19 protein-coding genes are annotated in these 19,665 nt (G+C 73.5%); 5 read left to right on the forward strand and 14 right to left on the reverse strand.

Annotated elements, in window-relative coordinates:
• Positions 1–4 precede the first annotated feature (4 nt).
• The 7 genes from CRYAR_RS19375 to CRYAR_RS47420 form a co-directional block, all read right to left on the reverse strand.
• Positions 5–1,063 (reverse strand): TauD/TfdA family dioxygenase, encoded by a 1,059-nt coding sequence (locus tag CRYAR_RS19375; RefSeq protein ID WP_035852688.1) that lies wholly within the window; start codon positions 1,061–1,063, stop codon positions 5–7.
• 148 nt (positions 1,064–1,211) lie between these two features.
• Positions 1,212–1,340, reverse strand: coding sequence for a hypothetical protein (locus CRYAR_RS50240; RefSeq protein WP_281174610.1), 129 nt, complete (start codon positions 1,338–1,340; stop codon positions 1,212–1,214).
• Positions 1,341–1,433: 93 nt separating this feature from the next.
• Positions 1,434–1,904, reverse strand: coding sequence for a S26 family signal peptidase (locus CRYAR_RS19380; protein ID WP_035852689.1), 471 nt, complete (start codon positions 1,902–1,904; stop codon positions 1,434–1,436).
• Positions 1,901–3,730, reverse strand: coding sequence for an ABC transporter ATP-binding protein (locus tag CRYAR_RS19385; protein ID WP_035852690.1), 1,830 nt, complete (start codon positions 3,728–3,730; stop codon positions 1,901–1,903). Before CRYAR_RS19385 ends, CRYAR_RS19380 begins: the two co-directional genes overlap by 4 nt.
• Positions 3,727–4,263 (reverse strand): TlpA family protein disulfide reductase, encoded by a 537-nt coding sequence (locus CRYAR_RS19390; protein ID WP_035852693.1) that lies wholly within the window; start codon positions 4,261–4,263, stop codon positions 3,727–3,729. The genes CRYAR_RS19385 and CRYAR_RS19390 overlap by 4 nt, the downstream gene beginning before the upstream one ends.
• A gap of 82 nt (positions 4,264–4,345) precedes the next feature.
• The gene (locus CRYAR_RS19395) at positions 4,346–4,534 is read right to left on the reverse strand and encodes a hypothetical protein (protein ID WP_035852700.1); all 189 of its coding nucleotides are present in this window, start codon (positions 4,532–4,534) and stop codon (positions 4,346–4,348) included.
• 14 nt (positions 4,535–4,548) lie between these two features.
• Positions 4,549–4,728 carry a hypothetical protein gene (locus CRYAR_RS47420; RefSeq protein WP_157017906.1) on the reverse strand — a complete coding sequence of 60 codons (180 nt, stop codon included), beginning with the start codon at positions 4,726–4,728 and terminating at the stop codon, positions 4,549–4,551.
• 117 nt (positions 4,729–4,845) lie between these two features.
• Between CRYAR_RS47420 and CRYAR_RS19400 the strand changes: the two genes are divergently transcribed.
• Positions 4,846–5,490 (forward strand): MauE/DoxX family redox-associated membrane protein, encoded by a 645-nt coding sequence (locus tag CRYAR_RS19400; protein ID WP_169745059.1) that lies wholly within the window; start codon positions 4,846–4,848, stop codon positions 5,488–5,490.
• A gap of 60 nt (positions 5,491–5,550) precedes the next feature.
• Complete coding sequence (locus CRYAR_RS19405; RefSeq protein WP_035852703.1) at positions 5,551–6,663, forward strand: winged helix DNA-binding domain-containing protein; 1,113 nt, start codon at positions 5,551–5,553, stop codon at positions 6,661–6,663.
• Here CRYAR_RS19405 and CRYAR_RS19410 read toward each other — a convergent pair.
• A complete protein-coding gene (locus CRYAR_RS19410; RefSeq protein ID WP_342673834.1) occupies positions 6,652–9,489 on the reverse strand; it encodes an FAD-binding and (Fe-S)-binding domain-containing protein in 2,838 nt (945 codons plus the stop codon). The two genes, CRYAR_RS19405 and CRYAR_RS19410, sit on opposite strands and share 12 nt — an antisense overlap.
• Positions 9,490–9,496: 7 nt before the next feature.
• Between CRYAR_RS19410 and CRYAR_RS19415 the strand changes: the two genes are divergently transcribed.
• Positions 9,497–10,180 carry a GntR family transcriptional regulator gene (locus tag CRYAR_RS19415; protein ID WP_211247541.1) on the forward strand — a complete coding sequence of 228 codons (684 nt, stop codon included), beginning with the start codon at positions 9,497–9,499 and terminating at the stop codon, positions 10,178–10,180.
• Here CRYAR_RS19415 and CRYAR_RS19420 read toward each other — a convergent pair.
• Both CRYAR_RS19420 and CRYAR_RS19425 read right to left on the reverse strand, forming a co-directional pair.
• A complete protein-coding gene (locus CRYAR_RS19420) occupies positions 10,158–10,871 on the reverse strand; it encodes a hypothetical protein (RefSeq protein ID WP_035852706.1) in 714 nt (237 codons plus the stop codon). The genes CRYAR_RS19415 and CRYAR_RS19420 overlap by 23 nt on opposite strands.
• Positions 10,872–10,901: 30 nt before the next feature.
• Positions 10,902–11,843: a glycosyltransferase family 2 protein gene (locus tag CRYAR_RS19425; protein ID WP_051570655.1), complete on the reverse strand. Its 942-nt coding sequence runs from the start codon at positions 11,841–11,843 to the stop codon at positions 10,902–10,904.
• Between the two features lie 165 nt (positions 11,844–12,008).
• On the opposite strand from CRYAR_RS19425, the gene CRYAR_RS43310 reads away from it, so the two are divergent.
• Positions 12,009–15,089: a LodA/GoxA family CTQ-dependent oxidase gene (locus tag CRYAR_RS43310; RefSeq protein ID WP_051570656.1), complete on the forward strand. Its 3,081-nt coding sequence runs from the start codon at positions 12,009–12,011 to the stop codon at positions 15,087–15,089.
• A gap of 21 nt (positions 15,090–15,110) precedes the next feature.
• Here CRYAR_RS43310 and CRYAR_RS19435 read toward each other — a convergent pair whose 3' ends face one another.
• Positions 15,111–15,860, reverse strand: coding sequence for an SDR family NAD(P)-dependent oxidoreductase (locus CRYAR_RS19435; protein ID WP_035852708.1), 750 nt, complete (start codon positions 15,858–15,860; stop codon positions 15,111–15,113).
• Entirely contained in the window at positions 15,857–17,443 is a 1,587-nt protein-coding gene (locus CRYAR_RS48995; protein ID WP_035852710.1) for an amino acid permease, read from the reverse strand. The genes CRYAR_RS19435 and CRYAR_RS48995 overlap by 4 nt, the downstream gene beginning before the upstream one ends.
• A gap of 55 nt (positions 17,444–17,498) precedes the next feature.
• On the opposite strand from CRYAR_RS48995, the gene CRYAR_RS49000 reads away from it, so the two are divergent.
• The gene (locus CRYAR_RS49000) at positions 17,499–18,134 is read left to right on the forward strand and encodes a FadR/GntR family transcriptional regulator (protein ID WP_051570658.1); all 636 of its coding nucleotides are present in this window, start codon (positions 17,499–17,501) and stop codon (positions 18,132–18,134) included.
• Positions 18,135–18,138: 4 nt separating this feature from the next.
• Here CRYAR_RS49000 and CRYAR_RS19450 read toward each other — a convergent pair whose 3' ends face one another.
• Positions 18,139–18,969 (reverse strand): mycofactocin-coupled SDR family oxidoreductase, encoded by an 831-nt coding sequence (locus CRYAR_RS19450; RefSeq protein WP_035852714.1) that lies wholly within the window; start codon positions 18,967–18,969, stop codon positions 18,139–18,141.
• A gap of 11 nt (positions 18,970–18,980) precedes the next feature.
• Positions 18,981–19,616 carry a TetR/AcrR family transcriptional regulator gene (locus CRYAR_RS19455; RefSeq protein ID WP_211247542.1) on the reverse strand — a complete coding sequence of 212 codons (636 nt, stop codon included), beginning with the start codon at positions 19,614–19,616 and terminating at the stop codon, positions 18,981–18,983.
• Between the last annotated feature and the right edge of the window lie 49 nt (positions 19,617–19,665).

The raw sequence follows: 19,665 nt of genomic DNA on the forward strand, positions 1-19,665 counted from the left end.
CTGGTTACTGGCCCCAGTCCTGGCGGGGGACGACCGCGTCGGCGATGTGGAAGTGGCCCCGGGAGTCGTCCTCGGTGCGGGCCTCCTCGCGGCCGGCCACGACGTGCTTGCCGAAACCGGGTACGAGCGGGCGACCGACGTCCCGCTGGAGCCAGAGGCGGAGCAGGTGGCGGCGTCGTCCGGGTTCGGGGTGGTCGACGAACGACGTCCGGGAGTGCAGGGCCGCGTAGTTGAGCAGCCACTGGACGTCGCCGGGGCGGAAGTCCATGTCCAGCGCGATACCGGGCTCGTGGGTGATCGCGTCGAGCAGGTCGAGGGCCTCGTTCTGCTCCGGGCTCAGCGCCGGTACGCCCTCGTGGCGCTGCGCGGAGCGGATCATCGACGTACCGGCGTACATGCTGAAGACGCCGCCGGTCCAGCTGACGATCGGCGAGGTGTAGTAGTCGGCCGGGGCGTCCGGGTCCTGTTTGCGCCAGTCGAAGTACCAGGGCTCGAGCAGCAGCGCGGCCAGGTCCGGACGCCGGGCGAGCATCTCGTTGACCAGCGTCGCGCCGCTGACCAGGCTGCTCGCGCCGCCCGCCTTCGCCGCACGCAGGCACATCAGCGCGACGACGTCGGAGGAGTCGGAGTGGAAGTCCAGCCGGTCGCGGACCCGGGAGGGCAGGGCGTCGGCCTCGGCGAGCGTCTTGTCGGACGTGGCGATGACGTGGTCGAGCAGGTCGCCGAGCTCGTTCTGGCGCATCGGGACACCGAGGTGCAGGCCCATCACGTAGAAGATCGCGCCGGCGAGCGCGTCGTCGTAGGTCTCGGTGGGCAGGCCCCGGACCAGGACGAACCCGCGGCCGCGGTCGAGCGCGTCGCCGAAGGCCGCGACCGCGTCCGCGCAGTGCGGGAGCGGGTAGTCGGTGGCGGTGACCGTGCGGAGGTCGGGGTCGTCCTCGACGAACCGTTCGCCGACGCTCCGGAGCTCCTCGACCTGGGCCGCGGTGAGCTCGACGATCCAGTCTTTCCGTTCCGCCAGGTCCGAACCCCGCCAGGCGAACGGGCCGTCGATCGGTTGCATGGGTCTCTCCTCCTGGGTGTGCGTGAACGGCAGGGCGCACGCCATGGGCGGAGACGCGGACGGGCCCCGGCACGCATGGCGTGGGCGGGGCGTGCGTCCGTCAGCGGACGACGACGGACAGACTTCGGCCCCGCGGCTCCGGAGCCGGCTACCAGCGGCAGGTGGTCTTGCCCGCCGCGGTGCCGAGGCGCATCGAGCGGTGACGCGGCTCGGGCGCGAGACGGACCGAGCGCTCGAACACGGCCGAAGCGCCGCAGGCGGCGTTCTCCGTGGTCATGAGGGCTCCCAGGGTCCGTAGGACGTCGTTTGGGAGAATGTAAGGACCGGCGACCGTCACGTCAATAGAGATGCCGTTTCTTATCGCGGAACGTTACAGCCGCGAAACGACCACCCCGAGCAGGTACTCGGCGTGCACGTAGCCGAACTGGCGGGAGTCGGCGCTGGCCGCGACGTTGTCGCCGAGCAGCAGGAACCGCCCGGGTGGCACCTGCAGGTCGGCCACCTTCGCGCCGATCGTCTCCGGCACCGGGTCGCCCGGGCCGGCCACCATCCGCTTGACGACCCACGGGTCGATCGTCGGCGGCTCACCCGCTACCGGCTCCTCGATCACCAGCGGGCGCGGCCCGCCCGGCACCGGCGTGCCCCAGGCCGCCACCACCACCTGACCGGTACGCGTCCGCGCGAGCGGCGCCCGGCGCACCAGCACCCGGTCGCCGTGCGCGAAGGTCGGGACCATGCTCTCGCCGAGCACGGTGACGACGACGTAGCGCCGGCGCGCCCAGTACGCCGCGAGTCCGATCGCGACCCCGGCGGTGACGAGCGCGACGAGCGCGGCGCTCATCCCTCGGACCCGGTGCGGGTGTAGCCGCTGGCCTGCAGGGCGAACAGCCGGGCGTAGGTCCCCCGGGCGGCCATGAGTCCGGTGTGGTCACCCTCCTCGGCGACGACGCCGTCGCGGAGGACCACGATCCGGTCGGCGTCGGCCACCGCGCCGAGCCGGTGGGAGATGAGCAGGCTGGTGCGCCCGGCCCGGTGCGCGCGCAGGCGGGCGTGGATCTCGTGCTCGGCCTCCGCGTCGAGACCGGCGGTCGGTTCGTCGAGGACGAGCAGGTCGCGTTCGCCGCGCATGAGCGCCCGGGCCAGCGCCACCCGCTGCCACTGCCCGCCGGACAACATCGTCCCGGTCTCCGGGTCGTCGGGGTCGTCACCGACGGCGAAGATCTGCGAGAGCATCGTGTCGTAGCCCTGGGGCAGCCCGGCGAGCAGGTCGTCGATGCCGGCCAGCCGCGCGGCCCCGGTGATCCGGTCCCGGTCGTGCCGGGCGGCCAGGTCACCCAGCCCGATGTTCTCGGCCGCGGTGAGGTCGTACTCCATGTAGTCCTGGAACACCGTCGCGATCCGCCGGCGCAGGTCGTCGATCGGCACGTCACGCAGGTCGACGCCGTCCCAGTGGATCGTGCCCATGGTCGGGTCGTACAGGCGGCACAGCAGTTTGACGATCGTCGTCTTGCCGGCGCCGTTGTGTCCGGCGAGAGCGACGCTCAACCCGTGCGGGATCGTGAACGTGACCCCACGCAGGACCCACGGTTTGTCGTCGGCGTAGCGGAACCAGACGTCACGCAGTTCGATGCCGCGGTGCAGGACGGGCACCGGGCGCGGCGCGACCGCGAGCGGCAGGTCCGGAGCGGTCGCGAGTACCGCACGGTGGTGCGCGAACAGCAGCGCCGACGCGTGGGCGCCCGCGAACGAGCTGACCAGCCCCGCGAGCGCGGCCTGCAGGCCGGCGACGGTGACGACGAACATCGTGACGTCGCCGACGCCGAGGCGGCCGTCGCGGGCGGCGAACACGGCCCAGATCAGGCCGCCACCGGCGACGCACGCGCCGAGCAGCGCGAGCCCGCCCTGGGTGGCCAGCGCCCGCCGGTCGACCCGGCGCTGCGCGACGTCGATCGCGCGGTGCTCGGAGAGCATCCGCTCCCGCAGGAACCCGGCCAGGCCGAACAACCGGACCTCCTTGGCCGCGACCGGGTGGCCGAGCAGCTGGCCGAAGAAGAACTCACGCCGCGCGGCCGGGCTCATCCGCCACAGCACCGCCGCCCGCTGCCGGGCGAGCGTCAGCTCCATCACCAGCACCGGTACGGCGGCGGCGAGCACGACGACGGTCATCAGCGGGCTCACCAGGGCCAGCGCCGCGATCAGGCCGACGGCGCCGAGCAGGCCGGTGCCTGCGCCCAGCACCGCGCCGCACAGTTCGCCGGGTGCCCGCCCGCCCGAGCCGGCCATCCGCAACCGGTCCAGGAACGGAGGGTCCTCGAACCTGCGCAGCCCCACCTGACGCTCGACGGCCCGGTACAGCTCGTCGAGGGCGTGCACGGCGCTGCGCCGGCCGAGCTCGGCGCGGGCGTAGGTGGCCGCGTGCGGCAGCACCCCGACCGCGATTCCCGCCGCGGCCAGCCCGCCGACCAGCGCGAGGAGCTCGCCGGCGCCGGCCCTGGCGATGATGCCGTCGACCGTCGCCCTGGTCAGCCAGGCCGTCGCGGCCGGCGCCGCCGCGCTCGCCGCGGCCACGGCGACCGCGCCCGCCAGGTACCGGGGTGCGGCCCGCCCGGCCAGCCGGAACGCGGCGCCGACGGTCGTGCGCACCGGTTCGGCGGAGGTCGTGCTCATGCCGCCGGAACGGCCAGCCGGTCCACCGACGCGTCGCTGAGCAGGATCCGGCCCTCGCCGTCGAGCTGGAACACGGCCGGGTAGCCGGTGACCGCGAACGCCGCGGCCACGACACCCTGGCCGGGCTCCTCGACGACCACGCGAGCGACCGGGGCGAGCAGGGAGACGTACTCGGCCGTCTCCGACGGCGGACCCACGACCACGGCCACCACCCCGTCCCGGCCGCCGGGCCGGGACTCGGCGTGCGCCACGAACTTCGGCCGGAGCACCTCGCACGGCGCGCAGCCGGGGCTGAAGAAGGCCACCACGGCACCGTCGGGCAGCGCGTCGCGAGCCAGCGTGCGCCCGTCGGTGTCGGTCGTGGTGAACGCCTCGATCGGGGTGCCGACCGGCAACGACGCCGGGCCGGGCCGCCCCGGCGGGACGGGATTGTTCTGCTGTTCACGCAGCCGCCGGATGACGCCGAAGAGCAGCAGCAGGTTCAGGAGGGTCAGGACGTTCGTGACGACGAGCGCGGCGACGACGTAAGCCATGTCCGGAGTTGCCTTCCACTCGGTGGGAGACGAAGAGGCAGGCCCGGCCGGTGCCGCCCGCGGACACCACCGGCCGGTGGGTTCAGCACGCCGCGAACTTGCATTCACCCCGGTACCACGGGCTGCAGCCGCTGGAGCAGTAACGCCAGTCCAGCCGGGTGTACGGCGAGCCGCAGCTCTCGCACTTGTACTCGTAGCCGGCCATCGCGGTGGTGCGCGGTGCGACGGCCGACAGCAGGCGGTCGGCCAGTTGTCCGATGGTGCGGATCATGAGCCTCTCCCCTCTCAGCAGGTCCCGCACGTGTCGCAGTACCAGGGACCGCAGTTGCCGAAGCAGTACTGCCGGCACAGCGCGTTGGTGCCGCCGCACGGCGTGCACTTGTACAGGACCTCGGCGGCCGCGGTGGTCTGCGGCACGAAGGCGGACAGCAGGCGGTCGGCCAGCTTTCCCATGGTTCGAGTCATCGGGGGTCTCCCATCGACGATCCACTTAGTCCGGACCGGATCGACACTGGCAGGGGAATTGCGGAAATGTCAACGAAATCTTCCGTACACACCGTCCACAAAGGCGTACTGTCCGTCATGCGGCCGTCGCCGGGTACGGGGCCCGGCGTCGCACCGTTGCGCCGTGCCTCCGCCCCGGGATGGGACCGGCTGATGCGCGTCGCGGTGGTGGGCCTGATGGCCGCGCTGGTGGTGGTTTTCGGAGTCTCCGCGTTCGGCAAGGCGCGGAGCCGGGCGGCGCTGCGCGGCTTCACCGCGTCGCTGCGGGGCTGGCGGGTCGTGCCGGGGCCGCTCGTCGCCCCGGTGGCGGTGGTGGTCGTCGGGCTCGAGGTCACGATCGTGGCCGGTGCCCTGGTCTCGCTCGTCGTGCCGGGCGCGGCCGGGCGTGTGTGCGCGGCCGTCACCTCGGGGCTGGCCGCGGTCCTGCTCGCGGCACTGAGCGTGGGCATCGCGCTGGCTCTGCGCCGCGGCCCCGGCGCGACCTGCGCGTGTTTCGGCGCGACCGAACGCCCGTTGACCCCGGGTCATCTCGTCCGCGACGTGGTGCTGGCCACCGCCTGCGCCGCCGGGGTCGCGCTGGCGCTCGCGGCCGGGGACGCCCCGGCCGAACCGGCGGGCGTGGCGGTCGCCGTCTTCGCCGGCGCGGTGGCCGGTCTGCTGGTGGCCCGCCTCGACGACCTGATCGACCTGTTCAGCCCCCGACCGGCCGGACGGGGGCGGTGAGCACGGCGCGGCCCCGGCGCGGGGTGACCGCGGGCCGCGTGCGCGTGGGACGGTGAACCCATGCTGAGCACGCGTGCGCTCAACCGCGCGACCCTGGCCCGTCAGCTGCTCCTCGAGCGGGCCGACGTTCCCGTCCTTGACGCCGTCGCGCACCTCGGAGGGCTGCAGGCGCAGGAGCCGCAGGAACCGTTCATCGGGCTCTGGTCGCGGCTGCGTGGCTTCGACCCGGCGGCGCTGTCCGGGCTGCTCGTCGACCGGCGGGTGGTGCGCACCCACCTGATGCGGCGCACCGTGCACCTGCTGCCCACCGACGACGTCCTGGCCTGGCGCTCCCGGTTCGACCCGATGCTCCGCCAGCGGCTGCTCGGGGTCTACCGCCGCGACCTGGACGGGATCGATCTCGACGCGCTCGCCGCCGAAGGCGCGCGGCTCCTGGCCGACGGGCAGCCGCGCACGACGGCCGAGGTCGGCCGCCTGCTGTCCGAGCGCCGCCCCGGCCCGGCCCCGGGCGCGGCTCCGAGCCCGGCCCCGGCCCCCCGGATCCTGGGAGAGACCGTCGTCACCGTGCTGGTCCCGACCGTGCAGCTACCGCCACGCGGGCTGTGGGGCGCCACCGGCGGCGTCCGTGTCGTTCCGCTGGAAACCTGGGTGGGCCGGGCCGTCGCCCCGGACACCGAGGCGGTCGGGGAGGCGCTGATCCGGCGCTACCTGGCCGCGTTCGGCCCGGCCGCCACGGCCGACCTCCGCGCCTGGTGCGGCCTCGCCGGCCTGCCCCGCGCGGTCGCGGCGGTGCGGGACGCGCTGGTCTCCTTCCGCGACGAGCGCCGCCGCGAACTGCTCGACCTGCCCGACGCCCCGCGGCCGGACCCGGACACCCCGGCGCCGGTGCGGTTCCTGCCCGCGTTCGACAACGCGATCCTCGGCTACGACGACCGCACCCGGATCGTCGACGACGCCCACCGCGGCCTGTCGGTGGCCGGGGAGCGCGCGGTGCTCGTCGACGGGCGGGTCGCCGCACTGTGGACGGCTCGGGACGCGACCGTGGAGGTCACCCCGCTGCGCCGGTTCTCCCGCGCCGAACGGACCGCGGTCGCCGAGGAAGGACGGCGGCTGGCCACGTTCCTCTCCGGTGGGAAGAGCTCCCGGGTGCGGGTGAACGCCTCACCCCGCTGAGCGGGGCGGCGCGAGCAACTGGGCCAGGTGCACCGACGGGCGGTCGCGCAGGTCGGCGACCTGGGTGCGGCAGGAGAAGCCGTCCGCGAGGACCACGGCGTCCGGGTCGGCGTCCAGGGCCGGCAGCAGCTGCTGCCCGGCCACCGCGACCGACACGTCGTAGTGGCCGAGCTCCACGCCGAAGTTGCCGGCCAGGCCGCAGCAGCCGGACAGGGTCCGGACCGTCGCGCCGGTACGGGCCAGCAGCCGCGCGTCGGCCTGCCAGCCCAGCACCGCGTGGTGGTGGCAGTGCGGCTGCGCGACGACCGTCGTGCCGGTCAGGTCCGGCGGGGTCCACCCGGGCGTCCGGTCGAGCAGTTCGGCCAGCGTCACGGTCGCCCCGGCCACCGCCTCGGCGTCCGCGGAGCCGAGCAGCTCCAGCGCGTCGGAGCGCAGGACCGCGGTGCACGACGGCTCGACGCCGACGATCGGGATCCCGTCGCGCGCGGCCGCGGCGAACCGGCTGACCGTGCGGCCGAGTATCCGCTTGGCCGCGTCGAGCTGGCCGGTGGTGATCCAGGTCAGGCCGCAGCACGTCCCCGGGTCGGGCAGCGTCGGCTCGTACCCGGCGTCGCGCAGGACGTCGACGACGGCGCGCGCGGCCTCGGGTGAGAACGCGTCGGAGAACGAGTCGACGAACAGCAGCACGGGGGTGCGGGTGCCGGCGACCGGGCGCTGCCGGCTCCACCAGCGGCGGAACGACGTCGACGCGAACTCCGGCACCGAGCGGCGCGCGTCGACCCCGGCCAGCGCCAGCGAGAGCCGCTTGAGGCCCGGCAGCCGGGTCGCCGCGTTGGCCACCCGGGCGGTGAGCGCCGACCGGCCGGCCAGGCGGGCCCAGCGCGGCAGCCACCCCAGCGTGTAGTGCGACCGCGGCCGCACCCGCCCCCGGTAGCTCTGGTGCAGCGCCTCGGACTTGTAGGTGGCCATGTCGATGCCGGTCGGGCAGTCCGAGGCGCAGCCCTTGCAGGACAGACACAGATCCAGCGCGTCGTGGACGCCGGGCGCGCGCCAGTCGAGCTCGCCGCGCACCACGTCCTGCAGGACCCTGGCCCGGCCGCGAGTCGAGTCCTTCTCCTCGCGGGTGGCCAGATAGGACGGGCACATCACGCCGCCCGAGGCGGAGTTGTCGGCCCGGCACTTGCCGACCCCGGTGCAGCGGTGCACGGCCTCGGCCAGGTCACCGCGGTCGTGCTGGTAGAGAAAGGCCAGCTCCCTGCGGTAGCTGACGCCGGCCGGCCGCACGTCGGCGTCGAACGGATCGGGGTCGACGAGCACCCCGGGGTTGAGCAGATCGCCCGGGTCGAACGCGTGCTTGACCGCGCCGAACAGCGCGATCGCGTCGGGGGAGTACATCAGCGACAGCAGCTCGCCGCGGGCCCGGCCGTCGCCGTGTTCGCCGGAGATCGAACCGCCGAACTCGGCGACCAGCCCGGCCGCCGCGGTGAGGAACGCACGCAGCACGTGGGTGCCGTCGGCCCGGTCGAGCGGGAAGTCGAGCCGGACGTGCATGCAGCCGTCGCCGAAGTGCCCGTACGGCGCCGCGGTCATGCCGTACTCGGCGACCAGCCCGTCGAACCTCGCGAGGTACGCGCCGAGCCGCTCCGGGGGCACCGCGGCGTCCTCCAGGCCGGGCCAGGCCGGGCGACCCGACGGGGCCCGGCCGGCCAGACCGGCGCCGTCCTCGCGGATGCGCCACAGCCGGGCCTGCGCGGCCGGCTCCTCGACCAGCAGGGACTCCACCCCCAGGTCGGCCGCGGCCAGGCGGCGGGACCGGTCGAGGACGTCGGCCCTGTCGTCGCCGGCGATCTCCACGAACAGCCAGGCGCCGCCGCGCGGCAGGGGCGGCACCGCGGCGTCCCCACGCCGGTTGCGCAGCACGTCGACGAGCCGCTCGTCCATGCCCTCGCACGCGGTGGGGGAGAACGTGACGACCGTGGGCGCGGCCTCCCCGGCGGCGACGATGTCGCGGAAGCCGATCGCGACCAGGATCCGGTGGGCCGGGTCGGTCACCAGCCGGACCGTCGCCTCGGTGAGGACGCCGAGCGTGCCCTCCGAGCCGATCAGCGCCTGGCCGACGTCGAACCGCTCGGGCAGGAGGTGCTGCACGGCGTAGCCGCTGAGCTGGCGGCCGAACCGGTCGAACTCGGTCCGCGCGCTGGCCAGGTGGCGCCCGGTGGCGGCGCGGAGGTCGGTGAGCAGCTGCGCGGGGCCGTCGACGGTGGGCGCGCCGGCGGCGTCGTACCCGGTGCGCAGTGTCTGGCCGTTCGCCAGCAGATGGGTCATCGCGAGCACGTTGTCGGAGGTGCGCCCGTAGCCCAGCGCCCGGTTGCCGCACGCGTTGTTCCCGATCATGCCGCCGATCGTGCAGCGCGGATGGCTGGACGGGTCGGGGCCGAACCGCACGCCCAGCGGCAGCGCCGCCTTCTGCAGGACCGCGTGCACGGTGCCCGGCTCGACGACGGCGCGCCGCGACCCGGCGTCGATGTCGAGGACGCGGCCCAGGTGGCGGCTGAAATCGACGACGATGCCCCGCCCGATCGCGTTGCCGGCGATCGACGTGCCGCCGCCCCGGCTGGTCAGCGGCACCCCGAGCGCGCGCGCGACCTCGAGCGTCGCCGCCACCTCGTCGACGTGGCGGGGGCGGACGACGGCGAGCGGCGGGATCCGGTACAGCGAGGCGTCGGTGGAGTACATCGCCTTGGTCGCCGCGTCGTCGCGGAACTCCAGCCCGGCACGCGTCAGCGCCCCGGCCACGTCAGTCATCTGGGCAGTCACATGTAGCATGCTACTCATGCTCGAGCGCGCGCCGCTGTTGGCCGACAGTGTGGTCACCGAGGTGCGCGACCGCATCCGCACCCACCGCCTGGTGCCGGGGCACACGTACTCGGTCTACCAGCTCGCCGACGAGCTCGGCGTGTCACGCAGCCCGGTGCGTGAGGGCCTGGTGAAGCTGGCCGAGGCCGGCGTCGTCCGGTTCCGGCGCAACCGCGGGTTCCAGGTGCTGCTGCCGGAGCCCCGCGACATCGCGGAGATCTTCGCGGTCCGGGTGGCGCTCGAGGTGCCGGCGGCGCGGCGCGCGGCCACCCGTGGGAGCGACGACGCGCTGACCGCGATCGCGGAGTGCATGAGCGAGCTGGAACGCACCACCGACCCGGCCCCGTTCTGGGAGCGGGACCGGGCGCTGCACCGGCTGATCCTGCTCGCGTCCGGCAACCGGCGCGCCGCCGCCACCGTCGACGAACTGCGCGCGATCACCAGCCTCCTCGACGCCCCGACCGACCGCACCCGCGCCGCGGTCTGCGCCGAGCACCGCCCGATCGTCGACGCGCTCGTCGCCCGCGACGCCGGCGCCGCCGCCGCGGCGATGCGCGCCCACCTGAGCTCCACCGCTCTCCTGCTGATGGCCAGGGCCGCCCCCGGCGACCCGGCGATCACGACCGTGTGGGCCGACCTCAGCGCCGAAGACGGTCGTTGACGATCGACTCGAACACCGGGCGGAACGGTGTCGCCTGGTCGTCGGCCCGGTCGTGGAGCACGGACAGCTGCACCATGGTGTGGCCGATGACGACCCAGGTGATCGTCAGGTAGCCGTCTCCGGTGACCGTGTACCGCACGGCGAACTGCTTCTCGCCGACCGGCGGCGGGGTCAGCCGGTCCAGCGTCACCGGATACCCCTTGCCGACGCCGTCGTACGCGACGAACGACCGGCACCGGTCGACGAGAGCGGCGGTCTGGTCCAGGTCGAGCCGGTCGGCGACGTTCGGCCAGGAGGCGATGAAGAACTTGGCGTCGAGGGCCTGGGGATCCTTGGTGCGGTACGTGACGGTTTCCAGGACGTCCGGCACGCCGGCCTGGACGAGCGGGCCGCGGTGCCCCACCTGGCCGCACTCCTCCGGCTTGGTGGGAGCGACGGGATCCTCCCGGCTGGGAGGCGACTCCCAGTTCCTCCCGGGCAGCGACGATTCGTCGGGAAGCGCGGCCCTGGCCTCCTCGGCGGTCAGGTGCCGCCCGGGCTCGACGGTGGGAGCCACCGGCGGAGCCGACCCGGTCGAGGACGCGGACGGCTCGGCGCCGGCGACCACCCGCGTCACCACCGGTAACTGACCGTCGCACCCGGCCAGGACGAAGCTCAGGGCGACCAGCAGGGCGATCCCGGTCCGGCGCATGCCCCGAGCCTCCCACGGGCGACACCCCGGTCAGGCGGCGGGCACCGACTCCTCGGCGGCACGCCCGGCGCTCTTCTCCGCGGCGAGCAGCGCGTCGATCTGCCCGTGCCAGCCGCTGCCGGGCACCGCGAGCACCGGCACCGGCCGGGCGGCGGCCCGGCGGCGCACCGTGCGGCGGTGGAACTCGCTGAGGATCGTGCGCAGCACCCGGGCGCCGTCCCGGAACGTGTTGAGGTTGCTGGTGCCGTGGATGCGCAGGTGCTCGATGCTGGAGACCTCCTTGACCCGGACGCCGCTGTCGGCCACCCGGATGTTGATGAGCGTCTCGATCTCGAAGCCGTCGCCCCACCGCTTCCTGCCGTCGGCCCGGGCCGGCAGGTCGGTGGAGGGCAGGTCCATCACCGGCACCATCCGCCGCCAGAAGGCGTTGTAGCCGTAGCAGAGGTCGGTGAACCGGGTCTTGAACAGCGTGTTGACGACCAGGTTCAGCCCTTCGTTGCCCACCCGGCGCAGCGGCGTGATGTCCTTGCTGTGGCCGCCCGGACCGAACCGCGAACCCTTGGCGAAGTCGGCCCCGGTGATCAGCGTCTCGACGAACCGGGTGATCTCCGCCGGATCGGTCGACCCGTCGGCGTCGATCATCACGATCGCGTCGCCGGTGCAGGCGGCGAACCCGCTCGCCAGCGCGTTGCCCTTGCCCGTGCGGGTCTGCCGGACGACGACCACGTCGGGCCGCAGCCCGCGGGCGACCTCGACGGTGTCGTCGGTCGAACCACCGTCGACCAGGACGACCTCGTGCAGGCCGGCCGGCAGCGCCGCGAACACGTGCGGCAGGTTCAAGGCCTCGTTCAGCGTCGGAATGACGACACTGACGAGGGGCGCGCGCCGCGGCGCGCCCCGCGGGGTGCTGCGGCGGTCGCGGGGACCGGCGGTCTGCGGTGCGACGCGGCGCTCGGAGCGGTCTACCGGCATCGGGGGTGCCTTTCGTCGAGAGGACTCGAACGATGCTGTCGGCCGCCGCGCGCCCGATCTGAGAACTGCCGCTGCGTTAGCTCGCTAACACCAGCCGTTGCGCTCCGTCGCTAGAGTCGCCCTCGTTTCGACACTTTCCGACCTATGCGGACAGCGAGGGTCAGGTTGGCGACTACATACCGCATTCATCCGGCGATCGGCGTCGCGCGGCTGGGCAACAGCCCCGACGCCTACTTCGTCGGCCCCGAGCGGCCCGGCGAACGGCCGTCTCCGGGCACGTTCAAGGACGAGCAGTTACGGATCAAACGGCAGGCCGCCCGGTTCCGGATCTTCGCCCACCACGACGACGGGAGCACCGAGGAGATCACCTCGGCGCAGGCCCGGATCGGCTGGACGGTCCACCTGGCCAACCGGAAGGCCACGAACCCCGCGGCGCGCAACGACGAGCCGGACGCCGACCTGGTCATCGACCCGGGCCCGCGCACGGTCGAGGGCCCCGACCAGCGGGCCGCGTTCGACACCGGCGTGATCCGGTTCGCCGGCCAGCGCCCGGCCACCGTGCCGCTGGGTGAGGTCCGCACCGAGCCCGACGGCCGGTTGCTCGTGCTCGGTGGCTCCGGCACGTCCGCCTCGCCGGGCGGCAACCTGGTCGGCTCGCTGTGGAACCCCGGCTGGTACGACGACGCCGCCGACGGCCCGGTCACCGCGACGCTCACGCTGCCCGACGGTTCGACGCCTCCGGTGGAGGGCGCGTGGGTGATCGTCGGGCCGCCGAAGTTCGCCCCGCACCAGGACAGCGTGGTCTCGCTCTACGACCGGCTGCTCTCCCGGATGGTGGCGCTGAACCTCGTCCCGGCCCCGGCGGCGACGTCCTACACCGCCGACATCTACCCGATTCTCCAGCGGGCCGCCGACGTCCGGTGGGTGCAGAGCGTCGGGCGGGCCCACGGCTGGGCGCACCCGGTCACCGAGCAGCGCCTGGTCGACCGGATCGTCGGCCGGCTCCGCCCGGCCGGAGACATGCCGCTGCTGGCCGGGGACGACTCGGCGCTCACCGACGTGCAGACCGCGCACGTCGCCCGGTGGAAGTCCGGTCAGTACGCCAAGGACTGGAACGGCGTGCCCGCGGTGGCCGCCGAGGTGACGCCGGACGGGCTGGACCGCGCGGCGCTCGAGGCCTGCGTCGGCGGGGCGTTCGCGCCCGGCATCGAGGCCGGCGGCGAGAACGACCAGCCGATCCTGCTCTCGACGTACACGGCGGCGTTCCGGCTCGACCACACCACGCTCGCGCCCGGTGCGCTCACCGTCGGCATGTCGCTGCCCTGGCAGGACGACTTCAGCGCGTGCGGCCAGAACTGGTGGCCCGCGCCGCGGCCCAACGACGTCTTCGAGCGGGTCGGCGCGACCGCCGCGGTGCCGTGGGACCGGGAGGTCGGCAGCGGCGACGAGATGGTCGTGCACTGGCACACGCTCGGCTTCGTCGTCCCGCAGGGCGACCAGCAGGTGGAGACCGAGCACACCGACGCCCCGGCGATCACGCTGCTGACCCCGCACCTCGACTTCGCCGACGTCGAACAGGGGCTGCTCGGCATGATCCGGGAGGAGGTGCTCCCGATCCGGTTCTCGGTACGCACACCGACGACGCTGGTGCTCACCGCCCCGGCGCACCCGCAGCTCACCGCGGTGGTCGCCGAGGTCACGGTCGACCCGGAGCAGGACCCGACCGCCGAGTTCCCGATCGCCTACCGCACCGGCGTCGCGCCCTCGGCGGTGCCCACCCAGACCTTCACCGTCACCGAACCCTCCACCGGGCGGACCTGGCCGATCAGCGTCGACGCGAACACGGTGGCCCGGCGTCCGGCCGCGACCGCGCTGGTGCTCGACCGGTCGGGCAGCCTGACCGCCGCCGGCCGAGGCACCCAGCTGCGCAAGGCCGCCCAGTCGCTGGCCAACCTCCTGCCGGACGGCGACGGCGTGGGGATCGTCGGGTTCGCCGCCGACGCCGAGGTGCTCCAGCCGGTGCTCCCGCTCGATGCCGCGACCCGGGCCGCGAGCCTGGGCGTGCTCACCGGCCCGGGCCTCGACCCGAGCGGGAAGACGTCGGTGGGCGACGGGGTGAGCGCCGGGCAGAACCTGCTGGAGGCCGCGACCGGCTTCGGCCCGAAGGCGCTGGTGCTGCTCACCGACGGCGTCGAGAACGCGCCGAAGCCGGTGGAGGACGTCATCGGCGAGACCACCGACCCGGTCCACGCGATCGAGATCGGCCCCCCGAACTCGATCGGGGTGCCGGTGCTCGGCGCGCTGGCCGGCAACACCAACGGGACGTTCCGCACCAGCACCGACACCGCGCTGGGGGCGTCGACGATGCAGGTGCTGGCCGAGGTGACCGGGAGCCAGCCGGTGACCACCGCGAACGGGCGGCTCGCGCCGGGCGCGGTGCGGCGGATCCCGTTCCAGCTCACCGAGGCCGACAGCGGCATCGACGTCCTGCTGCTCACGCCGACGCCGGACGCGGTCGACTTCCGGCTGCAGACGCCGATCGGCGAGCTGATCGAGCCCTGGCAGGCGATCGCGGCCCCGAGCATGCGGTTCGGGATCGCCGGCGGCGTCACCTGGTACCGGCTCGCGCTGCCGGTGCAGCAGCGTCCCGGCCGGTTCGAGCGGGCCGGGACCTGGCACGTCGTGATCACGCCCGGCCGGCCTCGCACCGAGCCGGCGCCGGGCACGGACCGCTCGGTCCTGCGGGGAGCAACGGCCACCCGCCGGACGGCGATGGCGGCCGTACCCGAGCCGGCCTACCGGTCCGAGCTCGAGCGGGCCTTCGCGGTGATCTCCGCCCCGGTGGCGACCCAGCGCGCGGCCGTCGCGCCCGCGCCCGGTCTCGCGTACGCGCTCCGGGTGCACGCCTGGTCGTCGCTGTCGCTGCTGGCCGACGTCACCCAGTTCGAGTTCGCACCCCGGTCCCCGGTGGAGCTCTCGGCGCGGCTGACGCAGTCCGGCCGGGTGCTGAGCACCGGGGTGAGCGTCTCGGCCGAGATCACCCCACCGACCGGCGCCGTGACCCGGACCGCCCTGACCGGGGACGGCGGCTTCTTCACCGGCAACTTCACGGTCACCGCGGCCGGGTCCTACCAGGTGCGCTTCGTCGCCCAGGGCAAGGCGGCCAACGGCCAGCCGTTCACCCGGGAGCGGCTGAGCAGCGCCGCGGCCTGGGTGGGGGAGACGAGGCCGCCGGCGGAGGGCTGAGCGCCGGCGGCCGTCGCCGGATCACACCGCGGTGAACGCGTTGTCGACGAAGAGCTGCGCGCCGTTGACGAACGAGGCCTCGTCGCTGAGCAGGAAGAGCGCCGCACTGGCGACCTCTTCCGGGGTGCACATCCGCCCCTGCGCGGCGGCGATGGCCTCGTCCGAAACGTCCACACCGTACTTCGTCAGCAACGCGACCTCGTTCCGGCCGTGCGGGGTGTCGATGAAACCGGGGCAGACCGCGTTGCAGCGGATGCCCCGGTCGCGGAACTCCACCGCGACGGCCCGGGCGAACTGGTGCACGGCGCCCTTCGTGACGTCGTACAGCACCTCGGCCGGCGTCGCCGCGACCGCCGAGATCGACGAGGTGCAGACGATCGCACCCCGCCCCGCCCCGAGCATCCCGGGCAGCACCGCCTGGGTCATGACGAACATCGAGCGCACGTTGACGTCCATCAGGAAGTCGTAGTCGTCCATGGTGGTCTCCAGGAACGGCTTCACGACGAGCGTGCCGGCGTGGTTGAACAGCAGGGTCGGCGGGCCGAGGGCGGCGGTGCCCGCGGCGACGGCGGCCCGGACCTCGTCGGGCCGGCCGACGTCGGCCCGGGCGAAGAAGCCGCCCACCTCGTCGGCCAGGGCCCGGCCGAGCTCTTCCTGGCGGTCGACGACGATCACCCGCGCGCCCTGCTCGGCCAGGAGGCGCACCGCGGACGCGCCCGCGCCACCGGCCCCGCCGGAGACCAGCGCCACCCGCCCCGCGAAGCGGCTCACGCCTTCTCCCCGACGGCTTCCTCGGCGGCCCGGATCGCACCCTCGCGGGCCGCGATGATGTCCCCGGTCGGCGGGCCCTGGAACCGGCGTCGCTCGACGGCGAACCAGATGACCAGCGCCAGCACGACGAACCCGATCGTGATCTCGAGCGCGTAGTCGTTGGGCGGCTGCACGCCGATGAAGAACAACAGCGCCATCGCGACGATCGACAGCACCGCGACGATCCGGTAGCGCGTGATCCCCATGTTCCACGGGCCCATGTGCGGCCATTTCCGGCCACCGATCGCGACCAGGCCGAGCGCGATCGGCACCGTGAACGACAGGAACAGGAAGATCACCGTGCACGAGACGACGATCGAGTAGGCGGGCGTGCCCTTGATCGTGATCGACGAGGTGAACCAGACGAACAGCGTGGCCAGCGTCGCGGCGACCCAGATCGACCCGATCGGGACCCGCCGCCTGGGGCTCACCCGGGCCAGGACCTTCGAGGCCCCGGGGATGCCGCCGTCGCGCGAGAACGCGAACAGCATCCGGGAGACGCTGGTGACCGTGGCCAGCCCGCACAGGAACTGGCAGACGAAGATCAGCACGTAGAGGACGTCGCGCACGACGCTGTTCATCCGCTCGTCCATGGCCCAGAAGAAGACGTTCCAGCCCTGCCGGGCCGCGTCGTCCATGTCGGGGATCATCAGCACGAACGCCGAGAGCATCACCCAACCGGCCAGACCCGACCACAGCACCGAGGACACCATGCCCGACGGCACGTGGTGGGCGGCCTTCACGGTCTCCTCGGACGTGTGCGCGGACGCGTCGTACCCGGTGATCGTGTAGACCGGCAGCAGCAGGCCGAGCAGGAACGCCATGCCGATGCCGACGGTCTTGGGCCAGACCGCGTCGGAGCCTTCACCGCCGGTGTAGTCGTGGAAGGTCCACAGCCGGGTCACGTCGATGTCGCGGGCGGCGACCAGGCACGCGATCGTGAGCGCGATCGCGGTCGCGAAGATCAGGTAGCCGGACAGGTCGGTGAGCTTCGCGGTCAGGCCGATGCCGAAGTGGTTGATCAGCGCCTGCACCCCGGTGATCAAGGCCATGAAGAGCACGCGGGTGGTCAGCGTGTCCTCGATGCCGAGGCGCTCGCCGAAGGCGCCGAACACGAAGTAGAACGTGCCGATGTTGATCGCGCCGAGCACCGTGACCAGGCCGAGCAGGTTGAGCCAGGCCGAGAGCCAGCCGGTGAACCGGTTCCCGAGGATCGAACCCCAGTGGTAGAGCCCGCCCGCGGTCGGGTAGGCCGATGAGATCTGGGCCAGTCCTAACGCGAACACGCCGGAGATGAGCACGCCGATCGGCCAGCCGATGCCGATCGCGGCCCCGCCGACGCCGGACGTGGCCTGCCCCAGCGAGTTGATGCCGCCCGAGACGATGCAGATGATCGAGAACGAGATGGCGAAGTTGGAGAACTTGCTCATCCGGCGCTCGAGCTCCTGGGCGTACCCCATTCCGTGGAGCGCCTTGGTGTCCTCGTGCCGGTCGTCGTCGGTGTATTCCGTGGTGGCGGGTTTTCTGCGACGTGTCGATGCCATGCGCGCGCTCCCCAACGAATGGTCAGACCATTGAGGGATCGTTTTAGAATGCGACATGCCCGCTGTCAAGGGTCGAGAAGGTGTCCGGTCGGGTGCCCGTCGCGCGCGCTCGTTCGACGACGTGGTGGACCGGGTGCGCGGCGCGATCCTGGCGGGCTCGATCCCCGCCGGTGAACGCCTGCCGAGCGAACGTGAGCTCGCCGAGCAGTTCGGGGTCAGCCGGGCGACGCTCCGCGAGGCGCTGCGCGCGCTGGAGGCGCTCGGGCTGATCGAGATCCGGGTGGGGGCGCACGGGGGCGCGTTCGCCACCGAGGGCGGCTCCGGGCGCACGGCCGACGTGTTGCGCCATGCGTTCGACGTCGAGTTCGCGACCCGGCCCCGCCACGCCCGGCAGTACCGGGCGGCGGCCCACGCCGACAGCGTCACCTGGGCCGTGCCGGACCAGGAGCGGCTCGAGCGGCTGCGTGCGGCGATCGAGCGCGGCGAAGCGGCGTTCCTGCGTGCGCTGGCCGAGGCCACGGGGTCGCCGGTCCGCGTCGCGGTGGCGGTGGCACTCGAGTCCGGCCACGCCGCCGGGGCGCGCCCGTCGCTGGAGCCGGACGACATGCGCGAAGTGCTCGACCTGCTGCAGCGCGGCGAGCGCGACCGGGCCCGCGCGCTGCTGCACCAGCGCCTGGGCGGTACGGCCTAGCGGTTCACTTCGCCAGCATGCCCGCGTCGACGGGGATCGCACCCCCGGTCAGGTACCGCGCGTCGTCCGAGCAGAGGAACAGGACCAGGTTGCTGACGTCCTGCGGCTCGATCCATCCGACGTCGAGCAGGTGGATGTCGCCGTAGCTCGCGCCGGCGTCCGCGAACGTCGGGTGGTCGAGGTCGGGCCGGAACATCTTCGCCACGCCGTCGTTCGTCAGCATCGGGGTGTTGCAGTTGCTCGGGTGGATCGAGTTGACCCGGATGCCGTGCGGTGCGAGCTCGTTCGCGAGTGCCTTGGCCAGCCCGGTGACCCCGTGTTTCGCGGCCACGTAATGGCCGATCGCGTTGAGGTTGCGCAGGCCGGCGGTGGAGCTCGTCAGTACGATCGAGCCACCGTGGCCGGCGTCGATCATCGCGCCGACGCCCGCGCGGACGGTCTTCCAGACGCCGGTCAGGTCGATGTCGATCATCTCCTCGAACTGCTCGACGCTCATCGTGGCCAGGTCGCCGTAGCTGCAGACGCCGGCGTTGCCGAGGATGATGTCGAGTCGGCCGAACTCGGCGACGCCGGCCTGGACCGCCGCGGTGAGAGCCGCCAGGTCGCGGACGTCGGCCACGCGGCTGACGATCCGGCGGTCTAGGGCCTCGACGAGCGCGACGGTCTCGTCCAGATCGGCCGGGGTGGCCATCGCGTAGGGCGCCGAGCGGACCGGGGCGCAGAGGTCGACCGCGATGATGTCGGCGCCCTCCTTCGCCAGCGTGACGGCGTGCGACCGACCCTGACCGCGCGCGGCGCCGGTGATGAACGCGACTTTTCCGTCCAGCTTGCCCACGGTGCTCTCCTTCAGTCGGGCGGGGGTGGAGCCTCGGTGGGGGTCTCGCCGTAGACCAGGCGCAGGATCGCGTCGGTGAGCGTGTCGAGCAGGGCGTCCTCGTCGTACCCGCCGGGATCGGCGTAGACCTCGGCGAACATCGTGCTGCGCAGGCGGACGGCCAGCTGGGCGATCAGGTCGGGTGGACCGGCCAGTGCCCGGCCGGCGCGCGCGTCGCGCTCGATGCGTGCGCTGAACAGGTTGCAGCCCTGATCGATCAACCGGTCGCGGACGTGGGCGACCTCCGGCCCCGGGTCGGGCGTGATGAAGGCCTCGCGCAGCCAGCGCCCGTCGACCTTCCAGCGCGCGAGCCCCGCGGCCAGACCCCGGCGCAGCTCGGCCCGGCCGAGCCCGTCGGCGGCGAGCCACTCGGACATCTCGACGTCGGCCTCGGCGATGCCCTGGTCGACGACCGCGGCCAGCAGCGCCTGCTTGGACTCGAAGTAGAAGTAGAACCCCGAGCGCGCGATACCGGCTGCCCCGGCGAGCTCGTCGATCGTCACCTGGCTGATCGGCCGGTCCCGGAAGACGACCCGGGCGGCGTCGATCAGAGCCTGCTCGCGCTGGTCGCCTTTCGTGGGGGCTCGACGGCTCCTGATGGCTGGCACGCGACCCACCGTAACAGCGTTCGACGCCACGTCGCTGATTTTTGACACG

Source organism: Cryptosporangium arvum DSM 44712 (assembly GCF_000585375.1).
GTDB classification, from domain to species: Bacteria; Actinomycetota; Actinomycetes; order Mycobacteriales; family Cryptosporangiaceae; genus Cryptosporangium; species Cryptosporangium arvum.

What these genes read in the sequence shown, in the direction of transcription:
- CRYAR_RS19375 (WP_035852688.1), bottom strand. Translation starts at nt 1,063, where the DNA reads ATGCAACCGATCGACGGCCCGTTCGCCTGGCGGGGTTCGGACCTGGCG.
- CRYAR_RS50240 (WP_281174610.1), bottom strand. Translation starts at nt 1,340, where the DNA reads ATGACCACGGAGAACGCCGCCTGCGGCGCTTCGGCCGTGTTCGAGCGC.
- CRYAR_RS19380 (WP_035852689.1), bottom strand. Translation starts at nt 1,904, where the DNA reads ATGAGCGCCGCGCTCGTCGCGCTCGTCACCGCCGGGGTCGCGATCGGA.
- CRYAR_RS19385 (WP_035852690.1), bottom strand. Translation starts at nt 3,730, where the DNA reads ATGAGCACGACCTCCGCCGAACCGGTGCGCACGACCGTCGGCGCCGCG.
- CRYAR_RS19390 (WP_035852693.1), bottom strand. Translation starts at nt 4,263, where the DNA reads ATGGCTTACGTCGTCGCCGCGCTCGTCGTCACGAACGTCCTGACCCTC.
- CRYAR_RS19395 (WP_035852700.1), bottom strand. Translation starts at nt 4,534, where the DNA reads ATGATCCGCACCATCGGACAACTGGCCGACCGCCTGCTGTCGGCCGTC.
- CRYAR_RS47420 (WP_157017906.1), bottom strand. Translation starts at nt 4,728, where the DNA reads ATGACTCGAACCATGGGAAAGCTGGCCGACCGCCTGCTGTCCGCCTTC.
- CRYAR_RS19400 (WP_169745059.1), top strand. Translation starts at nt 4,846, where the DNA reads ATGCGGCCGTCGCCGGGTACGGGGCCCGGCGTCGCACCGTTGCGCCGT.
- CRYAR_RS19405 (WP_035852703.1), top strand. Translation starts at nt 5,551, where the DNA reads ATGCTGAGCACGCGTGCGCTCAACCGCGCGACCCTGGCCCGTCAGCTG.
- CRYAR_RS19410 (WP_342673834.1), bottom strand. Translation starts at nt 9,489, where the DNA reads ATGCTACATGTGACTGCCCAGATGACTGACGTGGCCGGGGCGCTGACG.
- CRYAR_RS19415 (WP_211247541.1), top strand. Translation starts at nt 9,497, where the DNA reads ATGCTCGAGCGCGCGCCGCTGTTGGCCGACAGTGTGGTCACCGAGGTG.
- CRYAR_RS19420 (WP_035852706.1), bottom strand. Translation starts at nt 10,871, where the DNA reads ATGCGCCGGACCGGGATCGCCCTGCTGGTCGCCCTGAGCTTCGTCCTG.
- CRYAR_RS19425 (WP_051570655.1), bottom strand. Translation starts at nt 11,843, where the DNA reads ATGCCGGTAGACCGCTCCGAGCGCCGCGTCGCACCGCAGACCGCCGGT.
- CRYAR_RS48995 (WP_035852710.1), bottom strand. Translation starts at nt 17,443, where the DNA reads ATGGCATCGACACGTCGCAGAAAACCCGCCACCACGGAATACACCGAC.
- CRYAR_RS49000 (WP_051570658.1), top strand. Translation starts at nt 17,499, where the DNA reads ATGCCCGCTGTCAAGGGTCGAGAAGGTGTCCGGTCGGGTGCCCGTCGC.